The organism is Pseudomonas sp. 31-12, from assembly GCF_003151075.1.
Taxonomy (GTDB): Bacteria; Pseudomonadota; Gammaproteobacteria; order Pseudomonadales; family Pseudomonadaceae; genus Aquipseudomonas.
In genome coordinates, this window is the sequence record NZ_CP029482.1 from 2,648,099 (window position 1) to 2,669,443 (window position 21,345).

The window sequence follows — 21,345 nt, forward strand, 5'->3', positions numbered from 1 at the left end:
TCCCAGTTGTGCGTGTTAACTTTTTTACCTGCCTGGATTGGGCAGTTTTTATAGTCATTCAACAGATGGACGCGCCACAGGCGCAGGAAAAGAAGCGTTTTGAAGAAATCCACCGCAGCACCTAAACCAGCCGTCGTTCCACTTTGGCGCCAGCATTTGCACTACCGGCTCAAGGAAGGTGCATTGATCGCCATCGGCGGCTTGTGCCTGTTCCTGATGATGGCCTTGTTGACCTATGGCAAGGACGATCCAGGCTGGAGCCATAACAGCAAGATCGACGACGTGCAGAACTTCGGCGGACCGGTCGGCTCCTACAGCGCCGACATCCTGTTCATGGTGCTGGGTTACTTCGCCTACATCTTCCCGCTGTTGCTGGCGATCAAGGCCTATCAGATCTTCCGTCAGCGCCACGAACAGTGGCAGTGGAGCGGCTGGCTGTTCTCCTGGCGCCTGATCGGCCTGGTGTTTCTGGTGCTGTCGGGCGCCGCTTTGGCGCATATCCATTTCCATGCGGCCACCGGTCTGCCGGCCGGTGCTGGCGGCGCGTTGGGCGAAAGCCTTGGCGACCTGGCCAGGAACGCGCTGAACATCCAGGGCAGCACGCTGTTGTTCATCGCACTGTTCCTGTTCGGCCTGACCGTATTCACCGACCTGTCGTGGTTCAAGGTGATGGACGTCACCGGCAAGATCACCCTCGACCTGTTCGAACTGTTCCAGGGCGCGGCCAATCGCTGGTGGGCCGCCCGTGTCGAGCGCAAACAGCTGGTTGCGCAGTTGCGTGAAGTCGACGATCGCGTGCATGACGTGGTCGCCCCGACGGTGACCGACAAACGCGAGCAAGCCAAGGTCAAGGAACGCCTGATCGAACGTGAGCAGGCCCTGAGCAAGCACATGTCGGACCGCGAAAAGCAGGTGCCGCCTGTCATCGCACCTGCGCCGCCCAAGCCGGCAGCGCCGAGCAAGCGCGTAGAGAAAGAGAAGCAGGCGCCGTTGTTCGTTGACAGCGCCGTCGAAGGCACCTTGCCGCCGATCTCGATTCTCGACCCGGCCGAAAAGAAACAACTCAATTATTCGCCAGAGTCGCTGGCCGCCGTCGGCCACTTGCTGGAAATCAAGCTCAAGGAATTCGGCGTCGAAGTCTCGGTGGATTCGATCCATCCGGGCCCGGTCATTACCCGTTACGAAATCCAGCCGGCCGCCGGCGTCAAAGTCAGCCGCATCTCCAACCTGGCGAAAGACTTGGCGCGATCCCTGGCCGTGACCAGCGTTCGTGTGGTGGAAGTGATTCCGGGCAAGACCACCGTCGGTATCGAGATTCCCAACGAGGACCGCCAGATCGTGCGTTTCTCCGAAGTGCTGTCGACGCCTGAGTACGACAACTTCAAGTCGCCGGTCACCCTGGCCCTGGGCCACGACATCGGCGGCAAGCCGGTCATCACCGACCTGGCGAAAATGCCGCACTTGCTGGTGGCCGGTACGACCGGTTCCGGTAAGTCGGTGGGTGTGAATGCGATGATCCTGTCGATCCTGTTCAAGTCCGGCCCGGAAGACGCCAAGCTGATCATGATCGACCCGAAAATGCTCGAGCTGTCGATCTACGAAGGCATTCCGCACCTGCTGTGCCCGGTCGTGACCGACATGAAGGACGCGGCCAACGCGCTGCGTTGGAGCGTGGCGGAGATGGAGCGTCGCTACAAACTGATGGCGAAGATGGGCGTACGAAACCTGTCGGGCTTCAACGCCAAGGTCAAGGAAGCCCAGGACGCCGGCACGCCGCTGACCGACCCTTTGTACAAACGCGAAAGCATCCACGACGAAGCGCCGCTGCTGACCAAGCTGCCGACCATCGTCGTGGTGGTCGACGAATTCGCCGACATGATGATGATCGTCGGCAAGAAGGTTGAAGAACTGATCGCCCGTATCGCCCAGAAGGCCCGTGCGGCCGGTATCCACTTGATCCTCGCGACCCAGCGTCCGTCGGTGGACGTGATCACCGGTCTGATCAAGGCCAACATCCCGACGCGTATGGCGTTCCAGGTGTCGAGCAAGATCGACTCCCGGACCATCATCGACCAGGGCGGCGCCGAGCAACTGCTGGGCCACGGTGACATGCTCTACATGCCGCCGGGCACCAGCCTGCCGATTCGTGTCCATGGTGCGTTCGTGTCCGATGACGAGGTTCACCGGGTGGTTGAAGCCTGGAAACTGCGTGGCGCGCCGGAGTACAACGACGAAATCCTGGCCGGTGTTGAAGAGGCCGGTAGCGGTTTCGACGGCGGCAGTGGCGGTGGCGACGAAGACAGCGAATCCGATGCGCTTTATGACGAAGCGGTGCAGTTCGTCCTGGAAAGCCGTCGTGCGTCCATCTCTGCGGTTCAGCGCAAGCTGAAAATCGGCTACAACCGCGCTGCGCGCATGATCGAAGCCATGGAAATGGCCGGGGTCGTGACGTCCATGAATACCAACGGTTCGCGTGAAGTCCTGGCGCCTGGCCCGGTACGCGACTGATTTGATTTTGAAAGGATGGCGCAGAGATGCGCCACCCGAACTCCCACGAATGTTATGAGGACTCCCATGCGTCTTATCCGCATGCTGTTGCTGCCGGTACTGGCTTTGACCACGCTCTCGGCCCACGCCGATGACAAGGACGTGGCGCGTCTGACCCAACTGCTCGAAAAATCCCAGACCCTGACTGCGCGTTTCTCTCAGCTGACGCTGGACGGCAGCGGCACCCAGTTGCAGGAAACCGCGGGTGAAATGTCCTTGCAGCGTCCTGGCTTGTTCTACTGGCACACCAACGCGCCAGCCGAACAGACGATGGTTTCCGACGGCAAGAAGGTAACGTTGTGGGATCCGGACCTGGAGCAGGCCACCATCAAGAACCTCGACCAGCGTCTGACCCAGACGCCGGCACTGTTGTTGTCCGGTGACGTGTCCAAGATCAGCCAGAGCTTCGACATCAGCGCCAAGGAAGCCGGCGGCGTGATCGATTTCACCTTGAAGCCGAAAACCAAGGACACCCTGTTCGACAGCTTGCGTCTGTCGTTCCGCAACGGCCTGGTCAATGACATGCAGATGATCGACAGCGTCGGTCAGCGCACCAACATCCTGTTCACCGGCGTGAAGGCCAACGAGCCGATCCCGGCCTCCAAGTTCAAGTTCGACATCCCTAAAGGCGCGGACGTCATCCAAGAGTAAAACGCAAAACCTGTGGGAGCGGGCTTGTGTGGCGAGGGAGCTTGCTCCCGCTGGGGCGCGAAGCGCCCCCCAAAATGGGACTGCTGCGCAGTCCAGCGGGAGCAAGCTCCCTCGCCACAGGATTTCGCCAGACTTGAGAACTGCGTAATAAAGCGAGGTTTCAACCGCACGTGATGGACCTGTTTCGCAGCGCCCCGATAGCTCAACCATTGGCAGCACGCCTGCGCGCAGCCAATCTGGACGAGTACGTCGGTCAGGAACACCTGCTCGCTCGCGGCAAGCCTTTGCGCGAAGCGCTGGAGCAGGGTGCCTTGCACTCGATGATCTTCTGGGGGCCGCCGGGCGTGGGCAAGACCACCTTGGCGCGGTTGCTTGCGGAAGTCTCGGATGCGCACTTCGAAACGGTCTCGGCGGTGCTGGCCGGCGTTAAGGAAATCCGTCAGGCGGTGGAGATCGCCAAGCAGCAGGCCGGCCAGTACGGCAAGCGAACCATCCTGTTCGTCGATGAGGTGCATCGCTTCAACAAGTCGCAGCAGGATGCATTCCTGCCGTACGTCGAAGACGGCACACTGATTTTCATCGGCGCGACCACGGAAAATCCCTCGTTCGAACTCAACAACGCGTTGCTCTCCCGGGCACGCGTCTACGTGCTCAAAAGCCTCGACGAATCGGCCCTGCGCAAACTGGTGAGTCGGGCGTTGACCGAAGAGCGTGGCTTGGGCAAGCGGCAACTGACCCTCAGCGATGAAGGCTTCCAGATGCTGTTGTCCGCCGCCGATGGTGATGGTCGGCGCCTGCTCAACCTGTTGGAAAACGCTTCCGACCTGGCCGAAGACAACAGCGAGATCGGTGTCGATCTGCTGCAAAGTCTGCTCGGGGATACCCGTCGGCGTTTCGACAAGGGCGGCGAAGCGTTCTACGACCAGATTTCCGCGCTGCATAAATCGGTGCGCGGCTCCAATCCCGACGGTGCGCTGTACTGGTTCGCGCGCATGATCGACGGCGGTTGCGATCCGCTGTACCTGGCCCGGCGCGTGGTGCGCATGGCCAGCGAAGATATCGGCAATGCCGACCCGCGTGCCCTGAGCCTGTGCCTGGCGGCGTGGGAAGTGCAGGAACGCCTCGGCAGCCCCGAAGGTGAATTGGCGGTGGCCCAGGCCATAACCTATCTGGCTTGCGCGCCGAAAAGCAACGCGGTGTACATGGGCTTCAAGGCCGCCATGCGCAGCGCCACCGAACACGGTTCGCTTGAAGTGCCGCTGCACCTGCGCAACGCGCCGACCAAACTGATGAAGCAATTGGGTTACGGCGATGAATACCGTTATGCCCACGATGAGCCGGATGCTTATGCCGCCGGCGAAGACTATTTCCCGGAAGAACTCGAGCCGCAACCGTTCTATCAGCCCGTGCCCCGTGGCCTGGAGCTGAAAATCGGCGAAAAGCTCAATCACCTCGCACAACTTGACCGTCTAAGCCCCCGGCAGCGGAGAAAATAAGTGATTCCTTTAGTCATTGCGGTCTCCGTCGGCGGTGTCGCCGGAACATTGTTGCGCTTTGCCACCGGTAATTGGGTCAACGCTAATTGGCCGCGGCACTTCTATACCGCAACGCTGGCCGTTAATATCGTCGGCTGTTTGCTGATCGGCGTTCTATACGGTCTGTTTTTGTTACGCCCGGAGGTGCCGATCGAGGTGCGCGCCGGGTTGATGGTCGGCTTCCTCGGGGGGCTGACGACTTTTTCATCCTTTTCACTGGATACGGTGCGCCTGCTCGAAACCGGGCAAATGCCGCTGGCCCTGGGCTATGCTGCCATCAGCGTATTCGGCGGGCTGCTCGCCACCTGGGCTGGCCTGTCCTTGACCAAACTTTGATAACGAGAGACCGATATGCTCGATTCCAAACTGTTACGTAGCAACCTTCAGGACGTAGCGGACCGCCTGGCATCCCGTGGCTACACGCTGGATGTTGCGCGCATCGAAGCGCTGGAAGAACAGCGCAAGACCGTCCAGACCCGCACCGAAGCACTGCAGGCTGAACGTAATGCGCGCTCAAAATCCATCGGTCAGGCCAAGCAGCGCGGCGAAGACATCGCGCCGCTGATGGCCGACGTCGAGCGCATGGCGAACGAATTGAGCGCCGGTAAAGTCGAGCTGGACGCGATCCAGACCGATCTGGATTCGATCCTGCTCGGTATCCCGAACCTGCCGCACGAATCCGTGCCGATCGGTGATGACGAAGACGGCAACGTCGAAGTGCGCCGCTGGGGCACCCCGACCGCTTTCGATTTTCCGGTTCAGGATCACGTGGCCCTGGGCGAGAAGTTCGGCTGGCTGGACTTCGAAACCGCCGCCAAGCTGTCTGGCGCCCGTTTCGCCTTGTTGCGCGGCCCGATCGCCCGTATGCACCGCGCCCTGGCGCAGTTCATGATCAACCTGCACACCAGCGAACACGGTTACGAAGAGGCTTACACGCCGTATCTGGTCCAGGCGCCAGCACTGCAAGGCACTGGTCAGCTGCCGAAGTTCGAAGAAGACCTGTTCAAGATCAGCCGTGAAGGCGAAGCGGATCTGTACCTGATCCCGACCGCTGAAGTGTCGCTGACCAACATCGTCGCCGGCGAGATCGTCGATTCTAAACTGTTGCCGATCAAGTTCGTTGCTCACACGCCGTGCTTCCGCAGTGAAGCCGGTGCGTCGGGCCGTGACACCCGCGGCATGATCCGCCAGCACCAGTTCGACAAGGTTGAGATGGTGCAGATCGTTGAGCCGTCGACGTCGATGGAAGCACTGGAAGGCCTGACCGCCAACGCTGAAAAAGTCCTGCAACTGCTGGAACTGCCTTATCGCACGATTGCCCTGTGCACCGGCGACATGGGCTTCAGCGCGGTCAAGACTTACGATCTGGAAGTGTGGATCCCGAGCCAGGACAAGTACCGCGAGATCTCGTCGTGCTCCAACTGCGGCGACTTCCAGGCCCGTCGTATGCAAGCGCGTTTCCGCAATCCGGAAACCGGCAAGCCTGAACTGGTTCACACCCTCAACGGTTCGGGCCTGGCAGTCGGTCGTACGCTGGTGGCAGTGCTGGAAAATTACCAGCAGGCCGACGGTTCGATCCGTGTGCCAGAAGTGCTGAAGCCGTACATGGGTGGCCTTGAGGTCATCGGCTAAATGGACTATCTGCCGCTGTTTCATAACCTTCGCGGCAGTCGTGTGTTGGTCGTCGGCGGCGGGGAGATTGCCTTGCGCAAATCCCGCCTGCTGGCCGAAGCCGGTGCGCTGCTGCGGGTGGTTGCACCTGAAATCGAACCGCAACTGCGCGAGCTGGTTGTCGGCAGCGGTGGCGAGTGTCTGGTGCGTGGCTACGTCGAAGCGGACCTGGATGGTTGCGGGCTGATCATTGCCGCCACCGATGACGAACCGCTGAACGCGCAAGTCTCCGCCGATGCCCATCGGCGTTGCGTGCCGGTCAACGTGGTGGATGCGCCGGCCTTGTGCAGCGTGATCTTCCCGGCGATCGTCGACCGTTCCCCCTTGATTATCGCGGTGTCTAGCGGCGGCGATGCTCCGGTGCTGGCGCGGCTGATCCGCGCCAAGCTGGAAACCTGGATTCCTTCCACCTACGGTCAACTGGCCGGTCTGGCGGCGCGTTTTCGCAGCCAGGTCAAACGCCTGTTCCCGGATGTGCAGCAGCGTCGGGCATTCTGGGAAGATGTGTTCCAGGGGCCGATTGCCGACCGCCAACTGGCCGGGCAAGGCACCGAAGCCGAGCGCTTGATGCTCGCCAAGATCAATGGCGAAGCGCCGGTCGCCACGGGTGAAGTGTATTTGGTCGGCGCAGGTCCAGGTGATCCGGACTTGCTGACCTTCCGTGCCTTGCGCCTGATGCAGCAAGCCGATGTGGTGCTCTACGACCGCCTGGTCGCCCCGGCGATTCTCGATTTGTGCCGTCGCGATGCCGAGCGGGTCTATGTTGGCAAGCGTCGCGCCGATCACGCCGTGCCTCAGGACCAGATCAATCAGCAATTGGTGGATCTGGCCAAGCAGGGCAAGCGGGTCGTGCGATTGAAGGGCGGTGATCCGTTCATCTTCGGTCGCGGCGGTGAAGAGATCGAAGAGCTGGCGGCCCATGGCATCCCGTTCCAGGTGGTGCCGGGTATCACGGCCGCCAGCGGTTGCGCGGCGTACGCCGGGATTCCGCTGACTCACCGTGATTACGCGCAGTCGGTGCGATTTGTCACCGGGCATTTGAAGGACGGCTCCACCGATTTGCCGTGGGCCGACCTGGTCGCGCCGGCGCAAACCCTGGTGTTTTACATGGGGTTGGTGGGCTTGCCGATCATCTGCGAGCAGTTGATCAAGCACGGTCGCGGGGCGGACACCCCGGCGGCGTTGATCCAGCAGGGCACCACGGTCAATCAGCGGGTGTTTACCGGCACGCTGGCTGATCTTCCTCGACTGGTGGCGGAGCATGAAGTGCATGCGCCCACGCTGGTGATTGTTGGGGAAGTGGTGCAACTGCGCGAGAAACTGGCGTGGTTTGAAGGGGCTCAGGCGCAAGTCTGAACACTGAGTCGCCCCAATCGCTAGCAGGCTAGCTCCCACAGGGGATTTGTGAACGACACAAATCCAGTGTGGGAGCTAGCCTGCTAGCGATTGGGGTCCTCAAAAACGGTACAAACCTCAGGCCCTGCGCCATACCCCTTTCCCACTCAACCGCGCTCGATCATGAGCCGCGGTGAAATCCTGCGCCGGCCCCTTCGGCACAACCCCGGTCGGGTTGATGGTCTTGTGGCTGCCGTAGTAGTGATTTTTGATGTGCTGGAAATCCACCGTCTCGGCAATCCCCGGCCACTGATACATCTCCCGCAGCCAGTTCGACAGATTCGGATAATCGGCGATCCGCCGCAGGTTGCACTTGAAGTGGCCGTGGTACACCGCATCAAAGCGAATCAGCGTGGTGAACAGCCGAATATCAGCTTCGGTCAGGTATTCACCGGCCAGGTAACGATTGGCATCCAACAGCTGCTCCAGTCGATCCAGTTCGGCAAACACATCATCGAACGCTTCTTCATACGCCTGCTGTGAGGTGGCAAACCCGGCGCGGTAAACGCCGTTGTTCACGGCCGGGTAAATCCGCTCGTTCAACGCATCGATCTCACCGCGCAGGGGCGCCGGATAGAAATCCAGGTCATTGCCGGTCAGGTCGTCAAAGGCGCCATTGAACATGCGGATGATCTCCGCCGATTCATTGTTGACGATGCGATTCTGCTGTTTGTCCCAGAGCACCGGCACGGTGACACGACCAGTGTAATCGGCGGTATCGGCGGTGTAGCGCTGGTGCATGAAATCGAAATGATCGAGCTTGTCGCCGGTCGATCCGAGGTTCTGGTCGAAGGTCCAGCCGTTTTCCAGCATCAGCCAGCTGACCACCGAGACGTCGATGAGGCTTTCGAGGCCTTTGAGTTTGCGCAAAATCAGCGTGCGATGCGCCCACGGACAGGCGAGGGACACGTAGAGATGATAACGACCGGCCTCGGCTGCAAAACCACCGACACCTGTGGGGCCGGGCTTGCCGTCGACGGTCAGCCAGTTGCGACGTTGCGCCTGTTCACGCTGGAACGCGCCGTCCTTGCTGCTTTCATACCACTGGTCCTGCCAGCGACCTTCAACTAACAAACCCATGTTCAAGACTCCTCAACCGATAAGCGTTGGAGAGGAGTCTATTCGCATAGGTTCGATAAAATAGCGCAAAGGTTCGGGGGTTATGATCGGTTAAATCGATCTGTCCCGAGCGTCCCAATACTGCTGGGCGGTTTTGAAGGCCTGTTCGCGTGTCTGACCGAGGCCGCGCAGCGCGAGGGCCATGGTCGAGATCAAGGCCATTTGCGGGTAGCTGTCGACCACATCACCACGCCAGACGGCTTTCAAATGCTCGGGATCGAGCGCGGCGGGTTTGACGTGGCGCTGGCTCGACAACTGCGGCCATTCCTCGTCCCAGCTTTCGCCGCCGGTGGTGCCGTACAAGTGGCTGTCGGCGTCCGGGTTGATCTCGATTTCGCCACCGTCGCCCTTGACCACAATCGCCGTGTCGCCGAGCAAGCCGCTGGCATCGCGATGCACCGCCTGGTAACCGGGGTGGAAAATGCTTTGCAGGCCGCAACGAGCGCCCAACGGATTGAGGATCCGGGTGAGGGAATGGATCGGCGAGCGCAGGCCCAAAGTGTTGCGCAGGTCGATCATGCGCTGAAGTTGCGGCGCCCAGTCCACCAGCGGCATGAACGCCAGGCCACCGTTATCGAGTGCCGTGCCGACCTGCTGCCAGTCGCGGCACAACGGAATGTTCAACCCGTCCAGCAATTGCTCGCTGTACAGCCGACCGGCCGTGTGCGCGCCAGCGCCATGCATGAAGATGCGCACACCGTTCTGCGCCAGGCATTTGGCCGCCAGCAAGTACCACGGCAGGTGACGCTTCTTGCCGGCATACGTCGGCCAGTCCAGGTCTACCGCCAGGGCTGGCGGGTTCAACCGTTCACGCAGGGCTTCGGTGAAGCCGGCCATTTCCTCGGCGCTTTCTTCCTTGTGCCGCAACAGCATCAAGAACGCACCGAGCTGGGTGTCCTCGACCTTGTCGTCGAGCACCATGCCCATGGCTTCCCGCGCTTCAGCCCGGGTCAGGTCGCGGGCGCCACGCTTGCCCTTGCCGAGGATGCGCACGAACTGGGCAAACGGGTGTTCGGCGGGCGTTTCGAGAGTCAGCGCTGGAAAGTCGGTCATAAGCAATTCGTCGGTTTGGGCAGGCCCGCCAGTTTCGCGGCGAGTTTGGCAGGGGTGCCTTTGAACAGTTTATTCAGGTGCAGGCTGTTGCCTTTTTCCGGGCCGAGCTTCAACGCGGTGTACTTGATCAGCGGGCGGGTGGCCGGGGACAGCTGGAATTCGGCGTAGAAACTGCGCAGCAATTCGAGGATTTCCCAGTGGTCTGGACTCAGCTCGATGTCTTCGGCGGCGGCGAGGGCGGTGGCCACCTCGTTCGACCAGTCGCTCAGTTCGACCAGGAAACCGTCCTTGTCCAATTCGATGGCGCGAGCGCCGACGGTCATTGAATTCATAACCAGCTGTTGACCTTGTCGTAGTGAATCGACAGCTCGACGAAGGCTGGGTAATCAATGGCTTCGGCTGCGGCGGGAATCTCCAGCGCCCGGGCCTGGGCGTCTTCGGCCAGTACGAACAGTTTCAACGGGCGAGCAGTCAGCGCGTTGAACGGCGTGGTGCCCGGCTGCAACGCGTATACCGCGTCACCGGTCAGCAACAGCGCGTCGTTCGTGCCGATCACGCGCAGGCAACTGGTCAGGCGGTCATCGCCGAACGGGGAATGAGACAACACATGCAAAGTCGACATCAGAGGGTGATCACCTGGTCGTAACGGTCAATAAGTGCAGTGATTTCCTGAGCGGCCAGCACTTGGGCTTCTTCAAGCGAGCGACCGTTGAGGTCCAGACCCCGTTCAGCAGCGCTGTCGCCACAGACAAACAGGTCTTCAACACCGAACATCGGCAGCGCTTGCAGGTTGGCGCTCAGGTCTTTCTGTTGCAGCGCCTTGGCGTTCTGTTTCGCAGCGAGCTGGAACACCCCGTCATCGAGAAACAACAAGCCGATGGGCAGGTCGAACGCGCCGCCGGCCAGCACGATGTCCAGTGCTTCCCGGGCGCTCGGTCCGGACCACGGGGCCTGACGGCTGATGATCAGCAGGGATTTAGCCATCTCAAGCGCCTCCGAAACAGATCAGGCGGTCAGCGTCTTGCACCGCGTCATGCAACTGGCCGAGGCCGGACAATTCCCACGGCGCGCCCACGGCAACGGCGTCACGCTGATAGCGTCCGGCTTCCTCTGCGTTCAACACACCACGGCGCAGGGCTGCGGCGATGCACACCACGCCGTCCAGCTGATGCTCGGTGACAAAGGCGCGCCATTGCTTGGGCAGGTCCTGCTCATCCTGCGGGGTGACTACGCTGCCGGAGGCGTTGTAGACGCCGTCCTGATAGAAAAACAGCCGGACAATCTCATGCCCGCCGGCCAGTGCAGCCTCGGCAAACAGCAAGGCACGGCGCGAGGAGGGCGCATGGGCGGCGGAAAACAGCGCGATGGCGAACTTCATGACGGACTCGATCAGCAAAACTGTGGCCATGATAAAGCTTTATCGGCGGGGCGGCGAAGGGCGTTTACTCCTAGACCGAGTCGCGGCCATCGCGAGCAGGCTCGCTCCCACAAGGGATTTGTGTCGTACACGAAATCGAAATTCTCTACAAAACCCTGTGGGAGCGAGCCTGCTCGCGATGGCTGACTCTCAGGCACCGCTCAACGCGGCATATACCCCAACTGCCACCGCCGCGGAATCTTCAGCGACAGCAACCCGATCGCCCCCGCCAGCAACCCGCTGACAAACATCGCTTTAAGCCCAAGGTAATGTTCCAGCACTGCGCCGAGCACCGCACCGGCAAACATCCCGGTCCAGGGAATCAACTGAACCCGCCAGCCATTACGCCGCTCACCGAGCATCCACCGTCCCAGCCCACGGCCGAAGCGCGACAGGGCGCCGGTGACGTAGGTGAGGCCGACCGGCAGGCCATTCACTTCTTCCACCGCGGCATTGAGCATGCCCATGGCGATGATGGCTGCCAGCAGCGCCGGCAACTGTTCTTCATAAGGCCATGCCGCGGTGCCGCAGAGCAGCATCGCGATGCACAGCAGCAAGGGCAGCGCCCGGCGACCAGCGAGGCGGCTGACGACAATGCCCAAGGCGTTACCGACGACGAAGGTCGCCACAAGAATCAACAGACGCAGTGTCAGCCCGAGATCGCCGTCGCTGATGGCCACGGCGAGGCGGGTGGTGTTGCCGCTCATGAAGGAGACAAAATCGCCGCTGGCCATGAAGCCGATGGCGTCGGTCATGCCGGCGAGTACCGAAAGGGCGGCCACCAGCACCATGCCGATGCGTCCGCGCCATTTCTGTATATGCAGGTGGCCCGGACTGGCGCGAGAAGTCGAAAGGGATGGCAACATCGGCGGAGGTCGTCCTCAGGCAGCGACCGTCACGGTCACTTGGTCAAACCATATAACTCGCAATAGTCCAGCCAGTCCATACCAGCCATCTCGGCCACTTCCTTGTGCACTTCCCTACGCTGGGCCTCGTAGTCTTCAGGCGTCGCGGCAGTCAGTTGCAAGGTCAGCTCCCAGGCAAACAGACCCAGGCGCTCGGCCTCGGCTTCGAAGGCCTCATGCAGGCGCTCGTCGCGGTACTGCGCTGCGGTCTCGCCCTTGGCCTGAGCCAATAGCGGGTTGAGGTTGTCGAGTTCGACCCGCAGTTCAGGGCGCTCATCGAGAAACTTCTTCAGCGCCTGTTCGTGTTGCTGTTCGGTTGCCGCCATGGTCGTTCCTTGAGGCTGGGGTTACGAAGATTGCTTCTTGCTGGCTTTGGCCGCAGCGGCCAGGCACTCGAGGGCAAACTGCTCGGGGTAGGTCATCTGGATCGGCGTGGTTTCGCCTTTGACGGTGCGTTCGCCGTCGAGGATGTAACGAATCCGTTTGTCGGTGACCCCAATTCGCTTGGCGATCCAGGACGGTGTCTGACCAATCTGGCTGATCAGCTTGTCCGCGTATTCGGCGGTCGGTTTGTAATACTCGGCGTTGGGTGTCATGACCTTTCCAGAAAAATGAGCCCGGAAAAATGGGCGATGCAACGTTAATGGCGCGACAGGGTGCGCGAATCGTCACGCGGTGTCGCGGTATAAATGAAGTAAAGCAGAACGATACGCCGTGCCACGGTGATACAGTCCGCTTTTTCTTGATGAGCGAACACAATGCGAATTCTGATGGTGGCGCTGGCCGCAACGTTGCTGGCGGGATGCGCCGGCTCGGTGATGAACGATGCCCGCACCAAAGCCCCGTACAAGACCCTGAACTCGGACAAACCGGAAAAAGTCGTTGCCCAGTGCGTGCAGTTTTCCTGGCAGGACGAGGCGGTGTTCGGTGTTGATGCCGGCGCTTATTTGCAGCCGGGTGAGAAGGGTGGCTCCACCGTCTACACGCGTTCGGCGGAGTCGTTTGTCGACGTGACGACCGATGCTTCCGGTACCGTGCTGAGTTACTACGCGCAGCAGGATGACTTCGTGGCCAAGCGCCGCCTCGCGGCGCTCGCGACCTGCCTCTGATCTGAAGGCTGACGCAATTCCCCCTGTGGGAGCGGGCTTGCTCGCGAAGAGGCCGTGTCCGTCGACATAGATGTTGTCTGACACACTGCGTTCGCGAGCAAGCCCGCTCCCACAGGGGTTTGGTGTGAAGCGCATAAAGGGTTACACGTCGTTGATCAGGCGCTTCTGGAAAAACAGGCGCTTGTGCCCCGGCGGATAGTCGACGATCTGCCCCAACTCGCTATAACCCAACTTCTTGTAGAACTCCGGCGCCTGGAAGTCGAAGGTGTCGAGCCATACCCCGACGCATGCCTTCTCCCGCGCAAGGTCTTCGGCCATTCGCATCAGCTTTGAGCCCAGGCCTTGTCCCCGGGCCTGCTCAGGCACTGATAGCAATTCGATAAACATCCATTGGTAAAACACTCGACCGTAGAGACCACCGAGGATCTCGCCGTTGTCGTCACGCACCAGCAAGGCAAATGTCTCCTGCGTCGAGACACCGGCCTTTGAGGCGTTATAGGCACGCAACGGCAGCAGGATCGCTTGCCGTTCTTCATCCGTGGGGTTCAGCGATTGTTCGATACGCAGGGTCATCCGCTACATCCTTATGGCTTTGGAAAAAAACAGGCCCAAGCCTATCGCGCCAAGCAGCCGTAGTTCCAGCGCTTCAGGTGGAACCCTCGCTCGCGCCTGGATGTCTAGCCTAAACAGCGTCATTCCTGAACGCGGCCAATGAGGATCACCCCGTGAATATTTTTGAAGCCCTGCGTGAAAGTCACGACCGCCAGCGCACCTACGCCAAAGCCCTCATCAAGACCAGCGGTGACACCCCGGAGCGGGTTGAGGCTTACAAACAGCTCAAGTCCGAACTCCAGGCCCACGAAACCGCTGAAGAACGCCACTTCTACATTCCGCTGATGGAGTTTGACAATGGCGTCGATCTCAGCCGCCACGCCATCTCCGAGCACCACGAGATGGACGAAATGATGGAAGAGCTGGATGAGACGGAAATGTCCAGCCCGTCCTGGCTGGCGACCGCCAAGAAGCTGTCCGTTAAGGTTCATCATCACTTGGAAGAGGAAGAGCAGAAATTCTTCCAGATGGCCGGCAAGCTGCTCGACGACAAGCAGAAAGAGACCCTGGCTGGCCAATACGAAAAGGAATACAAGGCACAGCTTTCCTAAGCGTCACCATGACCCCGATTGCTGCCTTTCGTTGTAATCCTTTTGCTACACAGGGCGTAGGATTTGAATCAGGACACTGGTTATATATCCAGTATTTGCAGGTGATCAGCCAAAGCGGCCTCATCCGGGCCACAAATGGGTCGATGGACAAAAAAACCAGCTCCGTTAGGTTGAAGGCCTCTCCTCAGGAAGGAGAGTTCTTAAATCAACGGAGTGAAAAAAATGAACCAACCACAGACTCAACCGCAACTTCGACACGGTCGTGTCACCTCTCCCTCCAGCCGCGGTGCGGTCGCCGTCGAGCTGGGGCTGCTGGGTAACTGGCAAGTCAACGAAATGGAAGGCGGCAAGAACTTCCCATCGCTGACGGCGGGGCCATTTGCGGTGCCGTATCAAACCGACAGCGACAGCGTCACGCCCCCCGCAGATGGCAACATCCTCAGCGGTGGCAAGACGGATGCCCGTGACTGCATCAACTTCACTAACGAAGAAATGAGCCTCAAGCTTGGCCGCCCGTTCACCTGGCCTTTGCTGAACGTCGATCCGGGTCAGACCTTCAAGGTCACCTGGGAATACACCGCGCCCCACGTGACCCGCGGCTACAGCTGGTTCATCACCAAGGATGGCTGGAACCCGAAACAGCGCATCAACCGTGCGCAACTGGAGCCGAAATCGTTCTTCGACGACTTCTATACCCAGGTCCCGTACTTCAGCCATTCCGCTGAAATGAAGGCCAAGGTCAACCACGAAGTGAAACTGCCCGGCAACAAAAAAGGCCATCACGTCATCGTGCTGATGTGGATCGTGGCCAATACCGGCAACGCCTTCTACCAAGCGTTCGACGTGGACTTCAAGTAAGCCTTTGGTGTTCAAACCCCACACGTTCAAGGAATAGAACATGTCAACTTTCGACTTTACGTCACTGAAATCGCCACTCGCCGACGCCGCTTCGTTGATGCCGAGCATTGCCGGCAAAAAGATCCTCATGGGCTTCTGGCACAACTGGCCCGCTGGCCCGAGCGACGGTTACCAGCGGGGCCAGTTCGGCAACATTTCGCTGCAGGATGTGCCCAAGGATTACAACGTGGTGGCCGTGGCCTTCATGAAGGGCAACGGCATCCCGACCTTCAAGCCATACAACCTGTCCGACGCCGAGTTCCGTCGCCAGGTCGGTGTGCTGAATAGCCAGGGCAGGGCGGTGCTGATTTCCCTCGGTGGCGCCGACGCGCACATCGAGTTGCACAAAGGCAACGAACAACCGCTGGCCAACGAAATCATCCGTCTGGTGGAAACCTACGGCTTCGATGGGCTGGACATCGATCTTGAACAGAGCGCGATTGATTTCGCCGACAACAAGAGCGTCCTGCCTGCCGCGCTGAAGCTGGTCAAGGACCATTACGCCGGTGAAGGCAAGCACTTCATCATCAGCATGGCCCCGGAGTTCCCATACCTGACCACTGCCGGCAAATATGTCGGTTACCTTCAGGCCCTGGAAGGCTACTACGACTTCATCGCCCCGCAGTATTACAACCAGGGCGGCGACGGAATCTGGGTGCCGGAAGCCAATAACGGCAATGGCGCGTGGATCGCGCAGAACAACGACGCGCTGAAAGAGGACTTCCTGTTTTACCTGACCGAAAGTCTGGTGAGTGGCACTCGTGGGTTCACGAAGATCCCAGCGGACAAATTCGTGATCGGCCTGCCCGCCAACGTCGATGCGGCGGCCACCGGCTACGTGATCAACCCGGCGGCAGTGGTGAATGCCTTCAAGCGTCTCGACGCCAAGGGGCTTGCGATCAAGGGCCTGATGACCTGGTCGGTGAATTGGGACAACGGGGTCAATAGGGACCGCGTGCCTTACAACTGGGAGTTCAGCCGTCGTTACGGGCCGATGATCAATGGCAAGCAGCTCTCTTCACAGGAAGACAGCGCGCTGCCTGACGTCGCCAGCCAGCTGTAAAAGAAGCCCGGCAGAGATGCCGGGCTTTTTCGTTTTCGCCTACCATGTGGATCTTCTGACGAAAAAAAGGATGCGTTGTGATGGCGAACACAGCCGAAAGGGTCAACATCATTGAGTCCCAGGTGTTGTCCCACGACTGGTACCTGCTGAAGAAAATCACCTTCGACTATCTGCGTAACAATGGCGATTGGCAGCGCCAGACTCGCGAGGTGTACGACCGTGGCAATGGCGTGGCGATTCTGCTGTTCAATCGCGAGAAAAGAACCGTGGTGCTGACGCGTCAGTTTCGGTTGCCGGTGTTCGTCAACGGCCATGATGGTTTGCTGATTGAAGTGGCGGCGGGGCTGCTCGAAGGCGCTGCACCTGAAGAGCGCATTCGCGCCGAAGCCGAAGAAGAAACCGGCTATCGCGTTCACCACGTGCAAAAGGTCTTCGAGGCCTACATGAGCCCAGGCTCGGTAACCGAAAAACTGCACTTCTTCATCGCCGAATATGACGCTGCGTCGAAAGTCAGCGAGGGCGGCGGGCTGGAAGAAGAGACCGAAGAACTGGAAGTGCTGGAGTGGACATTCGACGAAGCGCTCGAGGCGTTTTATCGCGGTGAGATCTGCGATGCGAAGACCATCATGTTGCTGCAGTTTGCGGCGATGAAAAATATCTTCGCAGAGTCCTGAATTTGACTCAGTCCAGTGTGGCGAGCGAGCTTGCTCGCGCTGGGCTGCGAAGCGGCCCCAAAATATTGGCTTCATCGCAGATTTTTGCCAGCGCCGCGCACTGGAGCGGGAGCAAGCTCCCTCGCCACAGAGGTTCCGGGGGATCTGGTTAAAACAGATCGCCCGTTCGGCTAACCCCTGACCACTCGCAACCCTCCAGCGTCAACAACCGCTCCTTCGCCTCAAGCCCACCCGCAAACCCGGTTAACTTCCCCGACGCCCCAATCACCCGATGGCACGGCGCAATAATCGAAATCGGGTTCCTGCCATTCGCCGCGCCCACCGCCCGCACCGCACTCGGGTTGCCAATCTGTTCGGCGATTTCGCTGTAACTGCGCGTCTCGCCAAACGGAATGGTCAGCAGCGCCTGCCACACCTTCTTCTGAAAGTCCGTTCCGGCAAAATCCAGTTCCAGCTCGAAGCGATTCCGCGTGCCGGCGAAGTATTCCTGCAGCTGTTGAACGGCGCGCACGAGGATCGGATTGTCCGGGGCTTCGCTCATCGGCCCGAGCCGTACGCGGTTCGGCTTGTCGTTTTCCCAGAGGATGGCGGCCAGTCTTGAATCTTTCGCAACCAGCTTCAGCTCGCCGACCGGAGACGCCAGGGTGGTGAAGGTGTAGGTCATGCCGGCGAACTCCGCGCAAGGGCTGGACAGAGGCCAAGCATACTGCCTCGACGGGGAGGCGCAATACGCAATCCCAGCCATACTTGCCTCTGCTTTGAAACGTTTCCTCCGTTTTTAAACAGAGCCAAAAAACAAAAAGAGACCGACTCATGAAGTTCGAACCTTTTGCCAAATCGCTGATTGCGACCTCCTTGGCGCTCAGCTGCCTCAGTGCTTACGCGGCCTCGGTGGCCCCGGTAGCGGCCGAAAACGGCATGGTCGTCACGGCCCAGCATCTGGCCTCCCATGTGGGCGTCGACGTACTCAAGAACGGTGGCAACGCCGTCGATGCCGCAGTCGCGGTGGGTTATGCGCTGGCGGTGGTTTATCCCGCTGCGGGTAACCTGGGTGGTGGCGGTTTCATGACCGTTCAACTGGCGGACGGGCGCAAGACTTTCCTCGATTTTCGCGAAAAAGCCCCACTGGCTGCCACCGCCAACATGTACCTCGATAAAGAGGGTAATGTCGTGCCGGAGCTGAGCACCCGTGGCCACTTGGCGGTTGGCGTGCCCGGCACCGTATCCGGCATGGAACTGGCGCTGAAGAAATACGGCACCAAACCGCGCAAGGAAGTGATAGCCCCGGCGATCAAGCTCGCCGAAGACGGATTCGTGCTGGAGCAGGGCGATGTCGAATTGCTGGAATACGCCACCGACGTGTTCAAGAAGGACATCAAGGATTCCGGCGCGATCTTCTTGAGCAATGGCGAGCCGATGCAAGTCGGGCAAAAACTGGTACAGAAGGATCTGGCGAAAACCCTGCGGGAAATTTCCGAGAAGGGCGAAGACGGTTTCTACAAAGGCTGGGTGGCCGACGCTATCGTCACCTCCAGCCAGGCCAACAAGGGCATCATCACCCAGGCCGACCTCGACAAATACAAGACCCGTGAACTGGCGCCGATCGAGTGCGACTACCGGGGTTATCACGTGGTCTCGGCACCGCCGCCCAGCTCCGGTGGTGTGGTGATCTGCGAGATCATGAACATCCTCGAAGGCTACCCGATGAAAGACCTGGGCTACCACTCGGCCCAAGGCATGCATTACCAGATCGAAGCGATGCGCCACGCCTATGTGGACCGCAACAGCTACCTCGGCGACCCGGACTTCGTGAAAAATCCGATCGCCCACCTGCTGGATAAAAACTACGCGACTAAAATCCGTGCCGCGATTGATCCCAAGAAGGCCGCCGTATCGAGCGAACTCAAACCCGGCGTAGCGCCCCATGAAGGCAGCAACACCACGCATTACTCCATCGTCGATAAATGGGGCAACGCGGTATCGGTGACCTACACCCTCAACGACTGGTTCGGCGCCGGTGTCATGGCCAGCAAAACCGGGGTCATCCTCAACGACGAAATGGACGACTTCACCTCGAAAATCGGCGTGCCCAACATGTACGGCCTGGTGCAAGGCGAAGCCAACGCCATCGCACCCGGCAAGGCACCGCTGTCGTCCATGAGCCCGACCATCGTCACCAAGGACGGCAAGGTTGTGATGGTCGTCGGCACCCCCGGCGGCAGTCGCATCATCACCGCGACCTTGCTGACGATCCTCAACGTGATCGACTACGGCATGAACATCCAGGAAGCGGTCGATGCGCCCCGTTTCCACCAGCAATGGCTGCCGGAAGAGACCAACCTGGAAACCTTCACCACCAGTCCGGACACGGTGAAGATGCTCGAAAGCTGGGGCCACAAGTTCGCCGGGCCGCAAGATGCCAACCATGTGGCAGCGATCCTGGTGGGCGCGCCTTCGCTGGAAGGCAAACCAGTGGGCAACAATCGCTTCTATGGGGCCAATGACCCGCGCAGGAATACCGGATTGTCGCTCGGTTATTAAGGGTTGTTTTTCAAAGGGGACAGATCTATTTTCTGTCCCCTGATCCACCGACCTCTCAAGGAAGGAACCATGACTACTGCACTGCTGATCATCGACGTCCAGCATGCCTTGTGCACTGGCGAGTACGAATGCTTTGAGATCAAGCGCGTCATCGAGAAAATCAACGGCCTGAGCGCCAAGGCCCGAGAGGCCAAGATACCGGTCATCCTCATCCAGCACGAAGAAAAGGGCGACCTGCTGCAACAGGGTTCTGAAGGCTGGCAACTGGCCGAAAGCCTGATGACTTCACCGCAAGACCTTCGCGTGCGAAAAACCACGCGAGACTCGTTCTACAAGACCCACTTGCAAGCCCAACTGCAAGATTTTGCCATCGACCGCCTGATCATCTGCGGGCTGCAAACCGACTATTGCGTCAACGCCACCGTCCGCCAGGCCCTGAACCTGGGCTATGACGTGGTGCTCGCCGCCGACGCGCATTCCACCGTCGACAACGGCAACCTCGCCGCCGAAGACATCATCGCCGAGCACAACGCAGACCTGGCGCACTTGACGGGGCCCGTTGCACGGATCGACGTCATCCCGGCCAGCGAAATAGCGATCAAGAACTGAAGATATCGATCAGCTCGCTCAGAAACGCGCTGACCAAATCGCGCTGCCGCGCCGAATGCCGAACCGCCGCATGAAAGCCGACCTCATAACGCAACAGCTCAGGGTTGAGCGGATGCAACTGTCCCAGCTGTTCATGCTTCGCCGCATAGTGCTGCGGCAGAAAGCCCAGGTGCTGGCCCGACAGAATGAGCAGCGCCGCGCCGTCCATGCTGTCGGTGAGCACGGTCAGGCGTTCGATCGAGGTGGGCGCGGGCATTTCCGGCAAGGGGTGGCTGGGCCATACCCAGTCGTAGTCACTGACGTCATCCCGGGTCAGCTCGCCCACCTTCTCGAACAACGGGTGGGCCGGGGCGCAGTAGGCGATCTGGGTTTCCTGGAACAAGGGGAAGTAATCGATGTTGGGCAAGCGGTGCCAGAAGTAACCGATCGCCAGATCGATATGGCTGTTGATGATTTTCTCTTCCAGCAGCGACGACGACAGTTCCGTGAAGTGGAAATACAGGCCTTCATGGCGGGCCCTTAAACGCGCGATGGCCAGGGCGATTTTCTTGTTGGCAACGGGGTCGATCTGACCGAGCAAACCGATGTTGATGTTGCCCGACACCTTGCGATTGATGTGCTGGACCTCAACCCGAAAACCTTCAGCCGCCGCCAGCAACCGGCGGGCCGCCTCGACAAACTGTCCGCCCTTGGGCGTCACCGAAAAACCGCCGCGCCCGCGCTCGCACAGACGAAATCCCACCCGCGCTTCCAGCGTCGCCAATTGCGCACTGATGGTGGGCTGGGTGGTGTTTAGCGCGGTTTGCGCAGCCGAGATGCCGCCCGCCTCAACGACGGTCAGAAAGACCCGGATCAAACGCAGATCCAGCTCCGATACAGTGCCCAGCATGGGGTGTCCCTCAATGTTCATTCACATAGATTCGGATCTATGTAAACAGTGTGCCCGCGATATTTTACAGCCCTGTCTGAGGCCCTACATTGCAATGAAACCGGCGC

The 21,345-nt window shown here is 60.0% G+C and carries 24 protein-coding genes and 1 pseudogene; 13 read left to right on the forward strand and 12 right to left on the reverse strand.

Annotated features, from left to right (window positions below):
* Positions 1-99 precede the first annotated feature (99 nt).
* From DJ564_RS12345 to cysG, 6 genes are all read left to right on the forward strand, one after another.
* Positions 100-2,508 (forward strand): DNA translocase FtsK, encoded by a 2,409-nt coding sequence (locus tag DJ564_RS12345; RefSeq protein ID WP_109629455.1) that lies wholly within the window; start codon positions 100-102, stop codon positions 2,506-2,508.
* Positions 2,509-2,574: 66 nt separating this feature from the next.
* Positions 2,575-3,198, forward strand: coding sequence for an outer membrane lipoprotein chaperone LolA (gene lolA / locus DJ564_RS12350; RefSeq protein WP_008154853.1), 624 nt, complete (start codon positions 2,575-2,577; stop codon positions 3,196-3,198).
* Between the two features lie 173 nt (positions 3,199-3,371).
* Complete coding sequence (locus DJ564_RS12355; protein WP_109629457.1) at positions 3,372-4,694, forward strand: replication-associated recombination protein A; 1,323 nt, start codon at positions 3,372-3,374, stop codon at positions 4,692-4,694.
* Positions 4,695-5,069 (forward strand): fluoride efflux transporter CrcB, encoded by a 375-nt coding sequence (crcB, locus tag DJ564_RS12360; RefSeq protein WP_010458911.1) that lies wholly within the window; start codon positions 4,695-4,697, stop codon positions 5,067-5,069. It abuts the gene before it with no gap.
* Positions 5,070-5,084: 15 nt separating this feature from the next.
* Entirely contained in the window at positions 5,085-6,365 is a 1,281-nt protein-coding gene (gene serS / locus DJ564_RS12365) for a serine--tRNA ligase (protein WP_109629460.1), read from the forward strand.
* Complete coding sequence (gene cysG / locus DJ564_RS12370; protein ID WP_109629463.1) at positions 6,366-7,760, forward strand: siroheme synthase CysG; 1,395 nt, start codon at positions 6,366-6,368, stop codon at positions 7,758-7,760. It begins immediately after the preceding gene.
* Positions 7,761-7,877: 117 nt separating this feature from the next.
* Here cysG and DJ564_RS12375 read toward each other — a convergent pair whose 3' ends face one another.
* The 9 genes from DJ564_RS12375 to DJ564_RS12415 all read right to left on the reverse strand — a co-directional run bounded on the left by DJ564_RS12375 (position 7,878) and on the right by DJ564_RS12415 (position 12,889).
* A complete protein-coding gene (locus DJ564_RS12375; protein ID WP_109629466.1) occupies positions 7,878-8,879 on the reverse strand; it encodes a glutathione S-transferase family protein in 1,002 nt (333 codons plus the stop codon).
* A gap of 90 nt (positions 8,880-8,969) precedes the next feature.
* Positions 8,970-9,971 (reverse strand): glycosyl transferase family protein, encoded by a 1,002-nt coding sequence (locus DJ564_RS12380; protein WP_109629469.1) that lies wholly within the window; start codon positions 9,969-9,971, stop codon positions 8,970-8,972.
* Positions 9,968-10,303, reverse strand: coding sequence for a TusE/DsrC/DsvC family sulfur relay protein (locus DJ564_RS12385; RefSeq protein ID WP_109629474.1), 336 nt, complete (start codon positions 10,301-10,303; stop codon positions 9,968-9,970). The genes DJ564_RS12380 and DJ564_RS12385 overlap by 4 nt, the downstream gene beginning before the upstream one ends.
* Positions 10,300-10,593: a sulfurtransferase complex subunit TusB gene (tusB, locus tag DJ564_RS12390; RefSeq protein ID WP_109629476.1), complete on the reverse strand. Its 294-nt coding sequence runs from the start codon at positions 10,591-10,593 to the stop codon at positions 10,300-10,302. The genes DJ564_RS12385 and tusB overlap by 4 nt, the downstream gene beginning before the upstream one ends.
* Complete coding sequence (tusC, locus tag DJ564_RS12395; RefSeq protein WP_109629479.1) at positions 10,593-10,955, reverse strand: sulfurtransferase complex subunit TusC; 363 nt, start codon at positions 10,953-10,955, stop codon at positions 10,593-10,595. Before tusC ends, tusB begins: the two co-directional genes overlap by 1 nt.
* A 1-nt stretch (position 10,956) precedes the next feature.
* Positions 10,957-11,349 carry a sulfurtransferase complex subunit TusD gene (gene tusD / locus DJ564_RS12400; RefSeq protein WP_109636010.1) on the reverse strand — a complete coding sequence of 131 codons (393 nt, stop codon included), beginning with the start codon at positions 11,347-11,349 and terminating at the stop codon, positions 10,957-10,959.
* Between the two features lie 200 nt (positions 11,350-11,549).
* The gene (locus tag DJ564_RS12405) at positions 11,550-12,254 is read right to left on the reverse strand and encodes a YoaK family protein (protein WP_109629481.1); all 705 of its coding nucleotides are present in this window, start codon (positions 12,252-12,254) and stop codon (positions 11,550-11,552) included.
* A 35-nt stretch (positions 12,255-12,289) separates the two neighbouring features.
* A complete protein-coding gene (locus tag DJ564_RS12410; protein WP_109629484.1) occupies positions 12,290-12,619 on the reverse strand; it encodes a DUF6388 family protein in 330 nt (109 codons plus the stop codon).
* Positions 12,620-12,640: 21 nt separating this feature from the next.
* Complete coding sequence (locus tag DJ564_RS12415; protein ID WP_008154823.1) at positions 12,641-12,889, reverse strand: hypothetical protein; 249 nt, start codon at positions 12,887-12,889, stop codon at positions 12,641-12,643.
* A 162-nt stretch (positions 12,890-13,051) separates the two neighbouring features.
* On the opposite strand from DJ564_RS12415, the gene DJ564_RS12425 reads away from it, so the two are divergent.
* Positions 13,052-13,402 carry a hypothetical protein gene (locus DJ564_RS12425; protein ID WP_109629487.1) on the forward strand — a complete coding sequence of 117 codons (351 nt, stop codon included), beginning with the start codon at positions 13,052-13,054 and terminating at the stop codon, positions 13,400-13,402.
* Between the two features lie 141 nt (positions 13,403-13,543).
* Here the strand turns inward: DJ564_RS12425 and DJ564_RS12430 are convergent, their stop codons facing one another.
* On the reverse strand, positions 13,544-13,975 hold the full coding sequence (locus DJ564_RS12430; protein ID WP_109629490.1) for a GNAT family N-acetyltransferase: 432 nt from the start codon (positions 13,973-13,975) through the stop codon (positions 13,544-13,546).
* A gap of 152 nt (positions 13,976-14,127) precedes the next feature.
* Between DJ564_RS12430 and DJ564_RS12435 the strand changes: the two genes are divergently transcribed.
* The 4 genes and pseudogenes from DJ564_RS12435 to DJ564_RS12450 all read left to right on the forward strand — a co-directional run bounded on the left by DJ564_RS12435 (position 14,128) and on the right by DJ564_RS12450 (position 17,199).
* A complete protein-coding gene (locus DJ564_RS12435) occupies positions 14,128-14,565 on the forward strand; it encodes a hemerythrin domain-containing protein (protein ID WP_109629493.1) in 438 nt (145 codons plus the stop codon).
* 222 nt (positions 14,566-14,787) lie between these two features.
* Positions 14,788-15,423 (forward strand): lytic polysaccharide monooxygenase auxiliary activity family 9 protein, encoded by a 636-nt coding sequence (locus DJ564_RS12440; RefSeq protein WP_109629496.1) that lies wholly within the window; start codon positions 14,788-14,790, stop codon positions 15,421-15,423.
* 40 nt (positions 15,424-15,463) lie between these two features.
* A pseudogene (locus DJ564_RS12445) lies at positions 15,464-16,498 on the forward strand (chitinase); the annotation flags it as partial.
* A 107-nt stretch (positions 16,499-16,605) separates the two neighbouring features.
* Positions 16,606-17,199 carry an NUDIX domain-containing protein gene (locus tag DJ564_RS12450; RefSeq protein ID WP_109629501.1) on the forward strand — a complete coding sequence of 198 codons (594 nt, stop codon included), beginning with the start codon at positions 16,606-16,608 and terminating at the stop codon, positions 17,197-17,199.
* 148 nt (positions 17,200-17,347) lie between these two features.
* On the opposite strand, the gene DJ564_RS12455 is transcribed toward DJ564_RS12450, so the two are convergent.
* Positions 17,348-17,863 carry a methylated-DNA--[protein]-cysteine S-methyltransferase gene (locus tag DJ564_RS12455; RefSeq protein WP_109629503.1) on the reverse strand — a complete coding sequence of 172 codons (516 nt, stop codon included), beginning with the start codon at positions 17,861-17,863 and terminating at the stop codon, positions 17,348-17,350.
* A gap of 149 nt (positions 17,864-18,012) precedes the next feature.
* Here DJ564_RS12455 and ggt point away from each other — a divergent pair, with 149 nt between their 5' ends.
* Together ggt and DJ564_RS12465 are read left to right on the forward strand one after the other, a co-directional pair.
* A complete protein-coding gene (gene ggt / locus DJ564_RS12460; RefSeq protein ID WP_109629505.1) occupies positions 18,013-19,740 on the forward strand; it encodes a gamma-glutamyltransferase in 1,728 nt (575 codons plus the stop codon).
* Between the two features lie 69 nt (positions 19,741-19,809).
* On the forward strand, positions 19,810-20,349 hold the full coding sequence (locus tag DJ564_RS12465) for a cysteine hydrolase family protein (RefSeq protein ID WP_109629508.1): 540 nt from the start codon (positions 19,810-19,812) through the stop codon (positions 20,347-20,349).
* Here DJ564_RS12465 and DJ564_RS12470 read toward each other — a convergent pair.
* Complete coding sequence (locus DJ564_RS12470; protein WP_109629510.1) at positions 20,339-21,238, reverse strand: LysR family transcriptional regulator; 900 nt, start codon at positions 21,236-21,238, stop codon at positions 20,339-20,341. The two genes, DJ564_RS12465 and DJ564_RS12470, sit on opposite strands and share 11 nt — an antisense overlap.
* Between the last annotated feature and the right edge of the window lie 107 nt (positions 21,239-21,345).